The following is a 13,591-nucleotide window of genomic DNA, read 5'->3' on the forward strand; positions in this document are numbered from 1 at the left end:
ATTATAACGTTACATATTCAATCGCAGGATCCGAAACACCCATGCGCGCTCCCGGAAAAGCACTTTCACTGGCACTCGGTGCCAGCACCCTCCTTGTAAGCGACCTTCTGCATGCCGAAACCCGTATTGTTACCTCCATCAAGCCTGTCGAGCTGATCGTCCGCGCCATTGCCACGGAAGACATGCAGACAACCAGTCTGGTTCCAGCGGGCTCAAGCCCCCACAACTACACCATGAAACCTTCCCAGCGGCGCGCCCTGGAAAATGCCGACGTAATTTTCTGGGTGGGACCGGAGATGGAAAACTTTCTGTACCGGCTTCTGTCGGGACAAGAGTTCAGCAGCCGCACCGTGACACTGATGGCAGGCGAGCACGAGCCCGACAACGCCGGGCAAAACGATCATGATGCTCACGGCCACGATCATGGCAATGGTGAAGACCCGCACACCTGGCTTGATCCCGAGCTGGCCATCGAAATGGCTGAGACCATTCGCGACGCACTGGTCCGACTGGAAGGCGTCAACATTCCGGCCATGGATCAGAACTTCGAGCAGTTCCAGGCCAGTGTTCGGGAAACTGAGAGCGCCATTCGTGCCCGGCTGGCGCCAGCGCACGACATCAGCCTGTTCTCCTACCACAGTGCCTTCACCCGATTTGCTGATCACTACGACCTGAAACTGGAAGGTGTTCTGACACTGAACCCGGAGCTCTCACCGGGCGCACGTCATATTGCCGAGGTTCAGGGCAAACTGCGCAAAGGCCACCACCCTTGCCTGCTGACCGAGCCCCAGTTTAATCAGCAATGGTGGAAATCGATCACGCAAAATCTGGATGTCACATTCAGTACCTGGGATCCACTGGCGACGGAGATCATGGTCACTGCGGATGGCTATAACGATTTTCAGCACAGCATGGCCGATGCCGTGCTCAAATGCCTACCAGAGAATACTCAGCATTAAAGGGATGGAAGCGATGGCCAGCAGGGTCTGGCCACTGATGATAGCCGCCATCAGTGGGGCATCGCCTCCCAACTGGCGAGCCAGGATATAAGCAGATGTGGCAGTCGGCAGGGCCGCCAGCAAAACAGCAACTTGCACCATCAGTCCGTCGAGGCCCAGCAACAGCGCCAGCCCGGCAGTCATCAGGGGAAAAGCCACCAGCTTCAGAACGGAGGAGACGATGAAAGGCAGTGACGCTCCGCGCAACGCCTTCAATTGAAGACCCGCGCCGACCGTCATCAACCCCATGGGCAAAGCCAGATTACTGAGTGGCTCAAGTATGCCGCCGATCAGGGGATGGAAACCAATTTCGAAAAAGCTCCAGACAACACCGGTAACCGAGCCAACAATCAACGGATTGGTGCCAATGGCCCGGAACACCGGCCCAAGCCGTACCGGCCCGTCCGTCGCCACCAGAGAAAACATCAGGATGCATAGGAGGTTGAGCAGCGGCACCATGACGGCAACCGCTATTGCGGTCAACGACAACCCCTCATCGCCCAGCAACATGCCCCCGGCAGCCAGGCCAACGTAGGAGTTGAACCGGATGGCACCCTGGTAAACGGATGAAAACACCGGACCACTCCAGCGCCAGAACCATTGCACCATCGCCAGAACCAGGGTCATCGCTAACAGCATGGACCCGATCAGAACCGCTATTTCGCCGTAGGCCGAGGCTGGCAAGCGTGCCTGCCCCAGCTTGAAAACCAGCATCGCCGGGAACAGTACGTAATAGGTAAAGCGCTCCGCCTGGGGCCAGAAATCGCCACCCGGAAAATCAATACGCCGGAACAGATGCCCGAACATGATCAGGACAAATACCGGCAGCAGAGCCTGTACCATCAGGGGCATACGCGCAAACTCCAAGACCTGAAGAGGACGGGCGTAGAACCGCCCGTTATTAGCAAGCCATGGAGGATAGCAAAAGCCTGCCGCATCGTCCTGTCGCGGCCATGCAAAGCGCAGGCACCCCGGAAAAAACTGCGCTGATCTGGCTCCAGGCAAAATGACAACTGCCGACAGGCCCGGCTCCAACGAGTCACATCTTCAAGTTGCCATCGGGTACCTTGTGAGCCAGGCGCGCGCTGCTCGCCAGGGGGCTAAGCGTGTTTCAGTTTGTTTCTAGCGCCGCGCTTGGCCACACCGGCCTTCAATCCACGACGCCCATAATGAGTATAAGTAGCAGTGGCAGTTCTGGTTACTCGTGGCTCAGCCGGCTCAGCTCGCAGGTTTACTCCGAGGCCTTTCAAAATGCGATTGATCGTATCGAATCGCGGCTTCGCTCCAGGGGTCAGAGCCTTGTAGAGAGACTCCCTGCCAAGTCCTGTATCTTCGGCGAGCTTGGTCATACCCCGCGCCCTGGCAACTTCTCCCAGAGCTTCCAGAAGTTCATCCATATCACCATCTGCCAGGATCTCCGACAGGTAGGCAACAATTACCTCATCATCATCCAGGTATTCAGCTGCATCGAATGGGCGAACACCGTATTTTTCCATTGCTTCCTGATTAACAGTCATTTTCACCACCTCTCACGGCTTTTTTCCGTGAATATCAGCGGCCATTTCCTTGGCCCTTGCTATATCTTTTTCCTGCGTGGACTTGTCTCCACCGACCAACAGCCAATAAACCTTGTCCTTCACCATCGTGTAATAGAGACGGTACCCCGGACCGTTAAAAAGGCGCATCTCCGAGACGTCATCTCCAACAGGCTCATGGTCTCCAAAGTTGCCCTTACGCGCTCTTTTTATTCGGCGAATCACGCTCGCCTTTCCAATCGGGTCCCTCAGCTTGGACAACCAACTGGCGAATTCTTCCGTTTCGTTCAGTTCGTTCATGATCAAAGTGTATCCAACTGAATACAGAAAAACAATTCAGGAATAGTCCGGGATAGTACGCAAGCCTGCATTACCAATACACCGCTCCAGCTCGAAAAGGACCGCCAAAGATGAAAGCGACCCTAATCCGCAGAATCCTGGAACCCTGCAAGCTATGGACATGCGTCAGCCGGCGCCGGAATTAAAGCAAATGGACCTGGAAGAACAGGGCGAGGTGCTGGAGCTCCCTGAGAAGCGCGGGAAGTCTATCGAGACAATCAGCCTGCGGGAGCTTTCGCTGATCATTCAGTACCACCAGAAACAGAAGCCGATTGAGTCTTTCAAGATGCAAGGGGGTCAGAGTTCACATTTCACAATGTTTTTACAGTTGGTCGCTCTGGCTATCGACAGGAGCCGGGCGCCACTTCCACCCATCATATTTGTCGTGTGGCTCATGCTGACTCAGGTGGGTATACCTCTGCAGAGAAGACCAGGTGGCATGCTCACTCACTCCTGCCACACTCGAAATATCCCACCCTCGCTCAAAACAACCAGCTTATGCACTCATGCCTGAGATCATTGAAGTGCGGGTCTGGGATGCCCAGTAACTTGCACCAATCGGTGAACCGGGCACTGATGGACTTTGAGTTGAAGGGAAAGATCCGCTCATCCAGTCGCCAATAGTGACACCGCGATGACGAACCTTATCGATGGCCCCGGGCTCCTGGAGCTCCAACTCACGGCTCACGGCGGCTTGCCCAATCTTTCGCCAAAGCCTTACGGTCAAAGGTGCGGCTTTCGCGATATACTACCTTCCAAAATGGTGAAAAACGGGCAATAACGGGCAATAAATGGTCTATATTAGTGACGCAGAAAAGGCAGGAAATTCAGCGGTAAGCAGCGGTAACACTGGCGATGGGCCGTCTCGGAAGTTTTGCGTAGCACCAATGATGGACTGGACCACCAGCCACTATCGCTACCTGGCGCGGCAGCTTAGCCGGCACACCCTGCTCTACACCGAGATGGTAACCACCGGGGCGTTGATCCATGGCGATACCGCACGCTTCCTCCGCCATGACGAAGCCGAATACCCGCTGGCGTTGCAGCTGGGTGGCAGTGATGCCGGTGAGCTGGCGCACTGTGCGAGGCTTGCAGAACAGTATGGATTTGATGAGGTAAACCTGAATGTTGGCTGCCCCAGCGACCGGGTGCAGAACAACATGATCGGCGCCTGCCTGATGGGGCACCCGGACAAGGTGGCTGAAGGCGTCCGCGCCATGATTGAGGCAACGGATCTGCCGGTTACCGTGAAACACCGAATCGGGATCGATGGCCGGGAATCCTGGGACGATCTGTGTGAATTCGTGGAAAAGGTGGCCGCTGCCGGCTGCCGGACCTTTATCGTGCATGCCCGCATTGCCATTCTGGAGGGCCTCAGTCCGAAGGAGAACCGGGATATACCGCCGCTCAAATACGACTGGGTATACCGCCTGAAGGCCAAATACCCGCACCTGGAAATGATCATTAACGGCGGCATCAAGACCTTCGACGAGTGCCACGGACACCTCCGGCACACCGACGGCGTAATGCTCGGCCGGGAGGCCTATCATAACCCCTGGCTGCTCGCCGGCGTTGACCCGGAGTTCTTCGGACAGGCCGCGCCCGTAGAAACGCGCCACCAGGCGCTGCGGGCAACGCTCCCGTTCATTCAGAGCGAGCTGGACCGGGGCGTGTTCCTCACCCACATGTCCAGGCATCTTCTCGGCCTGTTCCACGGCCAGCCCGGCGGACGGCGGTTCCGGCGCTACATCAGCGAGAATGCCCACAAACCCGGCGCTGGCCTGGAAGTCATCGAGACCGCCCTGGAAAAGGTGAGGGAGCCGGTCAGTCCGGAGATTGCCGAAGCTTAATTGCTCTCAGTACACCCCATACCATTTGTTGTCTTGTTCCTGTCAGAGCGGCCCGTTATTGTAGGCATATAGCCAGCGCCCGGGATTCGGGCACATCAATAACAAATCAACCGGGACAACAGGACGAATGACCAGCAAGCTCGACCAACTGAAAACCATGACCACCGTAGTGGCAGACACCGGCGACATCGACGCAATCGCCAAATGGCGGCCGGAAGATGCCACCACAAACCCGTCGCTTCTGCTTAAGGCGGCCGCCTCCGAGGCCTATCGCCCGATGCTGGACAAGGCAATAGCCGAAGCCCGCCGCCACGGCGGATCAGATGCCGAGCAACTGACCATGGCGACGGATATGCTGGCCGTGTTTGCCGGCCGGGAAATCCTGAACCTGATTCCTGGCGTGGTTTCCACCGAAGTCGATGCACGGCTTTCGTTTGACACCAAGGGGACTCTGGAACGGGCCCGCCGCCTGGTCGAGCTTTACGACAAACAGGGTGTGGATGCCAGCCGTGTGCTGGTCAAGGTTGCGTCTACCTGGGAAGGTATCCGAGCCGCCGAGCAACTGGAGAAGGAAGGCATACATTGCAACCTTACGCTCCTGTTCTCCTTTATCCAGGCTGCCGCCTGCGCCCAGGCCGGGGCATTCCTGATCTCGCCCTTCGTTGGGCGAATTCTGGATTGGCACCTGGCCAACAGTGGCCGCGACAGCTATCCGGCCGCCGAAGATCCAGGCGTGCTTTCAGTAACCCGGATCTATAATTACTACAAGGCCAACGGCTTCAACACCGTGGTAATGGGGGCCAGCTTTCGCAACACCGGTGAAATCGAGATGCTCGCCGGCTGCGACCGACTGACGATCAGCCCTACCCTTTTACAGGAGCTGAAAGACGACCAGGGCGGTCTGCCGCAACAACTGACGGCTGATTCGGCCAGCTCGCCGGATCGCTTTGGCACTATCGATGAAAAGCTGTTCCGCTGGGAATCCAACGAAGATGCCATGGCCACGGAAAAGCTGGCCGATGGTATTCGCCGCTTTACGGCGGACCAGATTGAACTTGAAAACCGGGTCCGGCAGCTCGCGAAAGCCGCCTGACTCCGAGCCTGACACTGAACACAGGAGTACGACTGTCCGATCATGATCGAGCGCCTGAAAAAACTGTTTGCGGGACCGGAAGCTGAAAACGAAAAGCCTGATAACCATCAGCTGGCCGTGGCAGCCACGGCGCTGATGGTGCAACTGTCCCGGGTTGATCAGCATGAAGATGAGCGGGAACTGCAGGCCATTGTCGATAGCGCGGTTAAAGCACACCAGGTCTCCCGGGCGGAAGCCGGGGAGATCCTGAAGGACGCCCTCAGCCACGCCGACGATGCCACCTCGCTTTATGAATTTACCGGTCAGATCAACGAACATCTGGATCAGGAAGGCAAACAGGCACTGCTGGAAAGCATCTGGCGCGTGGCCTTTGCGGACGGGCGCATCGACAAATACGAAGAACACCTTATTCGCCGCATGGCGGACCTGCTGCACCTTAACCATCGGGAATACATGCAGGCGCGGCACCGCGCGGAAGGGGCCGGTTCATAAAAGGAGACAGCATGTTAGCCATCCTTCACCCCAACACAGCTCTGGACAGTGAAGAATACCACCAGACAATGCATTACCTTGAGAATCTTCCGGGTGTTACCGTGCGGGTTCACGAGGTTCAGGGCGCCACCCAGCGGCTGACGGAAATCTATCTGCTGGGCGACACCAAACCCCTGAACAAGGAAGAAATCGAGGCACTTCCGGCGGTTGAGCGGGCCATTCGCATATCGGAGGATTACCGCATTCTCGGCCGTCACCGGGACGACCGGCGACAGAGCGGTTTCACCTACAATGGTGTGGAATTCAATCAGACCAACCTGAACATCTTCGCCGGTTTGTGTGCTGTAGATGTACCCGAGCACGTCGACATGATGATGAAGGCTCTGGAGGAAAGTGGCGAAGTCTGCACCCGGATGGGCGCCTACAAGCCGCGCACCAACCCCTATTCGTTCCAGGGGCATGGCAAGGGCTGCCTGCCCTGGGTGTTTGAGAAAGCCGGCAAACATGGCATCAAGGTGATCGCCATGGAGATCACCCACGAAAGCCATATTGAAGAAATCGACACCTGCCTGGAAAAACTCGGCCGGCCCACCGGTGTCATGCTGCAAGTAGGCACCCGGAACACCCAGAACTTCGAGCTGCTGAAGGCCATTGGCCGGCAGAGCACCTACCCCGTGCTGCTAAAGCGTGGTTTTGGCATCACCCTGAATGAATCCCTGAACGCCGCTGAGTACCTGGCCAGCGAAGGCAACGCCAACGTCATCTTCTGCCTGAGGGGCATGAAAACAGAGGCCGGTCAGCCCCATCGCAACATGGTGGATTTTGCCCATGTGCCTGCAGTCAAACGCCTGACCCGCATGCCGGTGTGCGTGGATCCTTCCCATTCGGTCGGGACCCGTGAGCAATCGCCGGATGGCATTCTCGATGTCATGCACGCGACAGCCCAGGGCGTTATCGCGGGCGCCAACATGGTGCTGGTGGACTTCCACCCGAAACCGGAAAAAGCCCTTGTGGATGGCCCCCAGGCCCTGCTGATGCACGAATTGCCGGCTTACCTCGAAGATATCCGTCTCTGCCATGACACCTGGAAGAAACGCCAGGCCATTTATCAACGCCTGAAGGATGAAGCACCCGAATGATTGTGTACGGACACAGAGGCGCCAAAGGAGAGGCCCCGGAGAACACCCTGCCCGGCTTTGTGCACGCCTACCGCCACGGCATCCGGCACTTCGAACTGGATCTGGTACTGTCGAAGGACGGAAAGCCGGTGCTGGTGCACGACCTGTCGGTTGAACGCACCACCGGCCAGAAAGGCAGCATCAGCCAATACACCGCTGCCGAACTGGCGGCCATGGATGCAAGGCGCAATACCAGTTCATGGCCCAGGCCTACCGGTATACCGACACTGGAAGACCTTCTGGATAAGTTTGACGATCTGGAACACCTGCAACTGGAGGTCAAAAAGGACAGTCGCGCCAGGCTCAATATCCTCTGTAACCGGCTGACGGAGGTGATCCAGCGCCGGAGCCTGTATCAGACCGCCGCGATCACGTCGTCGGACACCTGGTTTCTGAAGGAAATCCGGCGGCGCAACAAAAACATCCGCATCGGTCTGGTAACAGAAAGAAAGTTCCCGCGCCCCCTGAGCATGGCCAGCCGTCTGGGATGCGAGTACCTCTGCATTAACTGGAAGCTGTGCTCAAAGGACCTTGTTGAACATGCACACCGCCGTGGCATGCACGTCTCCACCTGGACAGTGAACCGCATTCACGACATGCTGCAACTGGAAGAAATAGGGGTGGACAGCATTATTACCGACTACCCCACCAGCACCCGGATATTTTTCGATAACCGGGCCAAGGCATTGTTGAGCTTGCCTGCGAGGGAAGCGCTAAATGTGGAGCCCGAGATGAACGTGGGGTCAGATGAAAGCCTTCATCTGACCCCTGGTTCGCACTGAAGCCGAATCAGAAGATTCGGTTCAGGCCATTAAGAGCAGCAACCCGGTAAGCCTCGGCCATGGTCGGGTAGTTGAAGGTGGTGTTGATGAAGTAATTCAGGGAGTTTGCCTCCCCGTCCTGATTCATGATCGCCTGGCCGATGTGGACAATCTCGGCTGCCTGGTCCCCGAAACAGTGAATACCCAGAATCTGGCGCGTCTCGCGGTGAAACAGAATCTTCAGCATGCCCACCGCTTCAGCGGTGATCTGGGCCCGGGCCAGATCCTTAAAGAAGGCCTGCCCAACCTCATAGGGCACCTTGGCTTCAGTCAGCTCGCGCTCAGTTTTGCCTACGGAGCTGATCTCGGGAATGGTGTAAATGCCGGTTGGTACGTCCGAGACAAACCTGAAGTACTCATCCCGGACGATGTCCGAGGATGCCGAACGACCCTGATCGTAGGCGGCACTGGCCAGACTTGGCCAGCCGATCACATCCCCTGCGGCGTAGATATTTTCAACCTCGGTGCGGTAATGCTCATCAACCGCCAACTGACCGCGGCCATTCGGCACCAGGCCAATGTTTTCAAGACCTAACTTCTCGGTGTTGCCACTTCGGCCATTACACCACAGGAAAGCGTCTGCACGGATCTTTTTACCGGACTGCAGCGACAGCACAATGCCATGGTCGTCACCCACGACAGACTCATACTGCTCGTTGTGGCGCACCAGTACGCCATTATTGCGAAGGTGATAGCTCAGGGCATCGGAAATCTCGTCATCGAGAAATGACAACAGCCGACTGCCCGGGTTGATCAGATCCACTTTCACACCCAGCCCGGCGAAAATGGAGGCGTACTCCGAGCCGATAACACCAGCGCCGTATATAACCAGCGTTCGTGGCGTATGGGAGAGGTTCAGAATGGTGTCCGAGTTGTAGACCCGGTGATGACGAAAATCCACGTCCGGTGGCAGATAGGGCCGGGAGCCGGTAGCTATGATGGCCTGCTTGAAGTGCAGGGTGTCCACCGACTTGCTGCCGCGGATTTCGACCCGGTTCTGGTCAATAAAAAATGCACGACCATTAATCAGATCCACCCGGTTCCGGGCATAGAACTGGGTCCGGAGCTTGACCTGCTTGCCTATCACCTTCTGGGCATTCTGCAAAACCCTCGGGAAGGAGAACCAGCGGGGTTCACCGATATCCCGAAACATCTGGTTGGTGTTAAAGGTGATGATCTGCTTGACGGAATGACGCAGGGCCTTGGACGGAATGGTGCCCCAGTGGGTGCAGTTGCCGCCAACCGTGGGCTTGTCCTCGATGATCGCGACACGTTTACCGTGTTTCGTCGCATTCATCGCCGCGCCTTCGCCGGCCGGACCAGCGCCGATAACGACGACGTCGTAATGATGTTCTGCCATGCGCGCAGTGACTCCTTATCTACGTCGTGAAAAAATGGTTGTAATTGTTGAAAACAGAATCAGATCAATGCTTGCTGGTCCTGGTGGCGTCGTATGCCAGGGCCTCGGGCTCTTTTCCTTCATTGGCCAGTCGCTCGTTTTCTTCCTCGCATTTCCGGGTATTACCACCGCAGATATCACAGGACTGGCTGATACCCAGGGCGCCAATGCCGCCACAGGTTCCGCTGATCGGCTTGCGCCCGAAAATCACGCCAATGGACATGGCTGCAACCAGCAGCACTACAATAAACAAAACCAAAAGAAAGGTACCCATGTTGCCCTCCCCCTCATTGAGTCACGTAAGACGAAAAGGCCGGCGTCTGATGCGTCTCGAAGCCCTCATCTGTCCTTACAATAAAATAGGCCGGGATATTTTCCCTTACCGCGAGCTCATTGGCCCGCTCGTAGCCCATCACATTAAACCCCGTTGCCAGGGCGTCTGCGGTCATACAGTCCGCTGCAATCACGGTTACCGACGCCAGATTGTGCGTAATCGGCTCACCGGTCGCAGGATCTATTGTATGGGAATATCGGCGTCCTTCCGATTCGTAATAGTTCCGATAGTCACCGGATGTCGCCATGGAGCGGGATTCCAGCGACACCACCCGGTTAACCTGCCGCCCTTCAGATATCGGTTGCTCTATCGCCAGACGCCAGGTGCTGCCGTCCGGTTTTCGCCCATTGACCCGGACTTCCCCTCCGATCTCCACGAGGTAGGCCTGCACGCCCTGACTGTCGAGAAAGCGGGCCACCGCATCCACGCCATAGCCCTTGGCAATGGCAGAAAGATCCACGTATTGTGGCGTGGATGCCCGCACTGACGGCGGACTGGCTCTCAGCTCAAGCTTTTCGAAACCGGTCGCAGACAAAACCTCTGCAAGTTCCTCAGTTGAGGGTATCGTTTCCGGTTGTGCCTGCGGCCCGAACCCCCAGAGATTCACCACTGGGCCAATTGTTACATCAAAGGCTCCGTCGGTCAGTTTCGAGATTTCATCGGCCTTTTGAAGCACCTCAAAGAGCTCCTCGGAGACCGGCGTCCAGTCCGACTGGTCCGGTTGCTGATTAAACCGGGACAATTCCGAATCTTCACGCCAGGTGGACATAGAGGCATCTACCCCTTCGAGCACCCTTTCGATACCGTCTGACAGCGTCTCAAGCCTTTCCTGATCGTCCGTCAATACCACACTGATGTGGTACCTGGTGCCGAAAACGGGGCCCGATATTTCCCAGATTTGTTCTTCGGGCTCAAACGAACAACCCGCCAGAGCGACGATGGCCAGCGCTGCAAAAGCGCTGGCCAGGGCCACCCTGGCGGGTCGAAGCATGCGGAATGTCATCAGGATCGCTTAACCTCCGAAGTCATCCAGCATGATGTTTTCGTCCTCAACGCCCAGATCCTTGAGCATCTTGATAACAGATGCGTTCATAATTGGGGGCCCACACATATAGAACTCACAATCTTCCGGAGCCGGGTGGTCCTTCAGGTAGTTTTCGTACAACACGTTATGGATGAAGCCGGTCGGGCCTTCCCAGTTGTCTTCCGGCAGCGCATCTGACAGTGCAACGTGCCACTCGAAGTTATCATTTTCCTCGGCCAGCCCGTCGAAGTCTTCCACATAGAACATCTCGCGAACGCTTCGCGCACCGTACCAGAAGCTGATCTTGCGCTTGGAGTTCAGACGCTTGAGCTGATCGAAGATGTGGGAGCGCATGGGCGCCATACCCGCACCACCGCCGATGAATACCATTTCGGCGTCGGTCTTCTTGGCGAAGAACTCACCAAACGGTCCCATCACGGTGACCTTGTCACCCGGCTTCAGGTTGAATACGTAGCTGGACATGATGCCCGGCAGGTGATCGGTACCCGGAGGCGGCGTGGCGATACGGATGTTGAACTTGAGAACGCCCTTCTCTTCCGGGTAGTTCGCCATGGAATACGCGCGGATGGTGTCTTCCTTGTTAATCGCCTTGTAACGCCAGATGTTGTGCTTGTCCCAGTCTTCGTGGAACTCTTCCTCAATCTCGAAATCCTTGAAGTCGATTTCATACGGGGGGCACTCCAACTGCACGTAACCGCCGGCACGGAAGTCTACTTCTTCCCCTTCTGGCAGCTTCAGCACCAGTTCCTTGATGAAGGTCGCCACGTTGTGGTTTGAGACGACCTCACATTCCCACTTCTTGACGCCGAAGAACTCTTCCGGCACTTCCACCTTCATATCGTGCTTGACGGGAACCTGGCAGGACAGGCGCCAACCCTCTTTCTCTTCACGGTTGGTGAAGTGAGTCTTTTCCGTCGGCAGCATGGCACCGCCGCCTTCAAACACCTTGCACTTGCACTGGGCACAGGTACCGCCTCCGCCACAGGCAGAAGACAGGAAAATTCCGTTGTTCGCCAGGGTACCGAGCAGCTTTCCGCCAGCTTCGGTCTTCAACGTGTGCTCTGGATCATCGTTGATCTCAATGGTCACATCACCGGTGCTTACCAGCCTGGACCTCGCCGCAAGAATCACCGCGACAAGGGCCAGAACGATAACGGTGAACATGACCACGCCGAGAATAATTTCTGTATTCATGGTCTCGCCTTTTTGTTAAACCGTATCACCGGATGAGTTACAGGGAAATGCCGGAAAAGGACATAAAGCCCAGAGACATTAGACCAACGGTAATGAAGGTGATACCCAGCCCGCGCAGGCCTTCCGGAACATCGCTGTATTTGAGCTTCTCGCGGATACCCGCCAGAGCGATAATTGCCAATGCCCAGCCGATGCCAACACCAAAGCCATACACCACACTCTCGCCGAAGGCATAGTCACGCTCCACCATGAACAGCGAGGCACCGAGAATGGCGCAGTTCACTGTAATCAGTGGCAGAAACACACCCAGGGCGGCGTAAAGTGCCGGTATGTACTTGTCCATGACCATTTCCATGATCTGGACAATCGCTGCGATTACACCAATGTAACTCAGGTATCCGAGAAAACTCAGATCAACATTCGGCAGGCCGGCCCAGCCCAGAGCGCCTTCCCGAAGAACGCTGTTGTACAGAAGGTTGTTAACCGGGACAGTAACCGTCAGCACAACTATGACAGCAATACCCAGGCCTGTCGCAGCTTCAATCTTCTTGGATATGGCGAGAAAGGTGCACATCCCCAGGAAGAACGCCAGCGCCATATTCTCAACGAAAATAGCCTTTACAATCAGGTTGATATAATGTTCCATCAAAAAGCCTCCTTGGCGGTATGGCGGGACAGCTTGTAATCCGGCTCTTCAACCTGCTCCGGCTTCCAGATGCGCAACCCCCAAATAGCCAGGCCAATGATGAAGAAAGCACTGGGGGGCAGAAGCAAAAGGCCATTGGGCACATACCAGCCGCCCTCGTTCACAGTAGGTAACAGGGTGAAACCAAACAGGGAGCCGGCACCGATCAGTTCGCGGAAGAAAGCCACGAACATCAGCATGACGGCGTATCCCAGACCGTTACCGATACCATCCAGAAAGCTCATTAACGGCGGGTTGTTCATGGCATAGCCTTCCGCACGACCCATGACGATACAGTTGGTGATAATCAAACCCACGAAAACCGAAAGTTGCTTGGAGATCTCGTAGGCGTAGGCCTTGAGAATCTGATCAACCACGATTACCAGGGAAGCAATGATGGTCATCTGCACAATGATCCGAATACTGCCCGGGATCTGGGTGCGTATCAGCGATACCGCAAGATTTGAGAACGCAGTAACCGCAATAACCGCCACTGACATGACGATACTCACGTTCATGCTGGTGGTTACCGCCAGAGCCGAGCAGATACCCAGAATCTGAAGGGCGATGGGGTTATTGTTTAAAATTGGTTCGAAAAGAACCTGCTTGACCGATCCGGCTGCCATGA

14 protein-coding genes and 1 pseudogene are annotated in these 13,591 nt (G+C 56.3%); 6 read left to right on the forward strand and 9 right to left on the reverse strand.

The window, feature by feature from the left end; genetic code table 11:
• Positions 1-41: 41 nt before the first annotated feature.
• The gene (locus AC13C0_RS19290; RefSeq protein WP_117617535.1) at positions 42-959 is read left to right on the forward strand and encodes a zinc ABC transporter substrate-binding protein; all 918 of its coding nucleotides are present in this window, start codon (positions 42-44) and stop codon (positions 957-959) included.
• On the opposite strand, the gene AC13C0_RS19295 is transcribed toward AC13C0_RS19290, so the two are convergent.
• The 3 genes and pseudogenes from AC13C0_RS19295 to AC13C0_RS19305 form a co-directional block, all read right to left on the reverse strand.
• A complete protein-coding gene (locus AC13C0_RS19295; protein WP_117617536.1) occupies positions 936-1,850 on the reverse strand; it encodes an AEC family transporter in 915 nt (304 codons plus the stop codon). The two genes, AC13C0_RS19290 and AC13C0_RS19295, sit on opposite strands and share 24 nt — an antisense overlap.
• Before the next feature lie 362 nt (positions 1,851-2,212).
• Positions 2,213-2,494 (reverse strand): annotated as a pseudogene (locus AC13C0_RS19300) (addiction module antidote protein); the annotation flags it as partial.
• Between the two features lie 33 nt (positions 2,495-2,527).
• A complete protein-coding gene (locus tag AC13C0_RS19305) occupies positions 2,528-2,833 on the reverse strand; it encodes a type II toxin-antitoxin system RelE/ParE family toxin (RefSeq protein WP_117620280.1) in 306 nt (101 codons plus the stop codon).
• A gap of 830 nt (positions 2,834-3,663) precedes the next feature.
• Between AC13C0_RS19305 and dusA the strand changes: the two genes are divergently transcribed.
• From dusA to AC13C0_RS19330, 5 genes are all read left to right on the forward strand, one after another.
• On the forward strand, positions 3,664-4,722 hold the full coding sequence (dusA, locus tag AC13C0_RS19310) for a tRNA dihydrouridine(20/20a) synthase DusA (protein ID WP_227539443.1): 1,059 nt from the start codon (positions 3,664-3,666) through the stop codon (positions 4,720-4,722).
• Positions 4,723-4,849: 127 nt separating this feature from the next.
• Positions 4,850-5,815 carry a transaldolase gene (tal, locus tag AC13C0_RS19315; RefSeq protein ID WP_117617539.1) on the forward strand — a complete coding sequence of 322 codons (966 nt, stop codon included), beginning with the start codon at positions 4,850-4,852 and terminating at the stop codon, positions 5,813-5,815.
• A gap of 42 nt (positions 5,816-5,857) precedes the next feature.
• Entirely contained in the window at positions 5,858-6,307 is a 450-nt protein-coding gene (locus tag AC13C0_RS19320) for a tellurite resistance TerB family protein (RefSeq protein WP_117617540.1), read from the forward strand.
• 11 nt (positions 6,308-6,318) lie between these two features.
• Positions 6,319-7,446: a 3-deoxy-7-phosphoheptulonate synthase gene (locus AC13C0_RS19325; RefSeq protein ID WP_117617541.1), complete on the forward strand. Its 1,128-nt coding sequence runs from the start codon at positions 6,319-6,321 to the stop codon at positions 7,444-7,446.
• Positions 7,443-8,267 (forward strand): glycerophosphodiester phosphodiesterase, encoded by an 825-nt coding sequence (locus AC13C0_RS19330; protein ID WP_117617542.1) that lies wholly within the window; start codon positions 7,443-7,445, stop codon positions 8,265-8,267. Before AC13C0_RS19325 ends, AC13C0_RS19330 begins: the two co-directional genes overlap by 4 nt.
• Before the next feature lie 7 nt (positions 8,268-8,274).
• Here AC13C0_RS19330 and sthA read toward each other — a convergent pair whose 3' ends face one another.
• The 6 genes from sthA to AC13C0_RS19360 form a co-directional block, all read right to left on the reverse strand.
• The gene (gene sthA / locus AC13C0_RS19335; protein WP_117617543.1) at positions 8,275-9,666 is read right to left on the reverse strand and encodes a Si-specific NAD(P)(+) transhydrogenase; all 1,392 of its coding nucleotides are present in this window, start codon (positions 9,664-9,666) and stop codon (positions 8,275-8,277) included.
• 64 nt (positions 9,667-9,730) lie between these two features.
• Complete coding sequence (gene nqrM, locus AC13C0_RS19340; protein ID WP_117617544.1) at positions 9,731-9,979, reverse strand: (Na+)-NQR maturation NqrM; 249 nt, start codon at positions 9,977-9,979, stop codon at positions 9,731-9,733.
• Positions 9,980-9,992: 13 nt separating this feature from the next.
• A complete protein-coding gene (locus AC13C0_RS19345; RefSeq protein WP_117617545.1) occupies positions 9,993-11,042 on the reverse strand; it encodes an FAD:protein FMN transferase in 1,050 nt (349 codons plus the stop codon).
• 9 nt (positions 11,043-11,051) lie between these two features.
• Positions 11,052-12,278: an NADH:ubiquinone reductase (Na(+)-transporting) subunit F gene (gene nqrF / locus AC13C0_RS19350; RefSeq protein ID WP_117617546.1), complete on the reverse strand. Its 1,227-nt coding sequence runs from the start codon at positions 12,276-12,278 to the stop codon at positions 11,052-11,054.
• A 37-nt stretch (positions 12,279-12,315) separates the two neighbouring features.
• Positions 12,316-12,924: an NADH:ubiquinone reductase (Na(+)-transporting) subunit E gene (nqrE, locus tag AC13C0_RS19355; RefSeq protein ID WP_117617547.1), complete on the reverse strand. Its 609-nt coding sequence runs from the start codon at positions 12,922-12,924 to the stop codon at positions 12,316-12,318.
• Positions 12,924-13,589 carry an NADH:ubiquinone reductase (Na(+)-transporting) subunit D gene (locus AC13C0_RS19360; RefSeq protein ID WP_341582186.1) on the reverse strand — a complete coding sequence of 222 codons (666 nt, stop codon included), beginning with the start codon at positions 13,587-13,589 and terminating at the stop codon, positions 12,924-12,926. The genes nqrE and AC13C0_RS19360 overlap by 1 nt, the downstream gene beginning before the upstream one ends.
• Positions 13,590-13,591 lie beyond the last annotated feature (2 nt).

The organism is Marinobacter sp. B-21, from assembly GCF_056857895.1.

Coding starts and splice junctions, on each gene's coding strand:
- sthA (WP_117617543.1), bottom strand. CDS start 9,666: ATGGCAGAACATCATTACGACGTCGTCGTTATCGGCGCTGGTCCGGCC.
- AC13C0_RS19330 (WP_117617542.1), top strand. CDS start 7,443: ATGATTGTGTACGGACACAGAGGCGCCAAAGGAGAGGCCCCGGAGAAC.
- tal (WP_117617539.1), top strand. CDS start 4,850: ATGACCAGCAAGCTCGACCAACTGAAAACCATGACCACCGTAGTGGCA.
- dusA (WP_227539443.1), top strand. CDS start 3,664: ATGGTCTATATTAGTGACGCAGAAAAGGCAGGAAATTCAGCGGTAAGC.
- nqrM (WP_117617544.1), bottom strand. CDS start 9,979: ATGGGTACCTTTCTTTTGGTTTTGTTTATTGTAGTGCTGCTGGTTGCA.
- AC13C0_RS19345 (WP_117617545.1), bottom strand. CDS start 11,042: ATGACATTCCGCATGCTTCGACCCGCCAGGGTGGCCCTGGCCAGCGCT.
- AC13C0_RS19320 (WP_117617540.1), top strand. CDS start 5,858: ATGATCGAGCGCCTGAAAAAACTGTTTGCGGGACCGGAAGCTGAAAAC.
- AC13C0_RS19305 (WP_117620280.1), bottom strand. CDS start 2,833: ATGAACGAACTGAACGAAACGGAAGAATTCGCCAGTTGGTTGTCCAAG.
- nqrE (WP_117617547.1), bottom strand. CDS start 12,924: ATGGAACATTATATCAACCTGATTGTAAAGGCTATTTTCGTTGAGAAT.
- nqrF (WP_117617546.1), bottom strand. CDS start 12,278: ATGAATACAGAAATTATTCTCGGCGTGGTCATGTTCACCGTTATCGTT.
- AC13C0_RS19290 (WP_117617535.1), top strand. CDS start 42: ATGCGCGCTCCCGGAAAAGCACTTTCACTGGCACTCGGTGCCAGCACC.
- AC13C0_RS19325 (WP_117617541.1), top strand. CDS start 6,319: ATGTTAGCCATCCTTCACCCCAACACAGCTCTGGACAGTGAAGAATAC.
- AC13C0_RS19360 (WP_341582186.1), bottom strand. CDS start 13,589: ATGGCAGCCGGATCGGTCAAGCAGGTTCTTTTCGAACCAATTTTAAAC.
- AC13C0_RS19295 (WP_117617536.1), bottom strand. CDS start 1,850: ATGCCCCTGATGGTACAGGCTCTGCTGCCGGTATTTGTCCTGATCATG.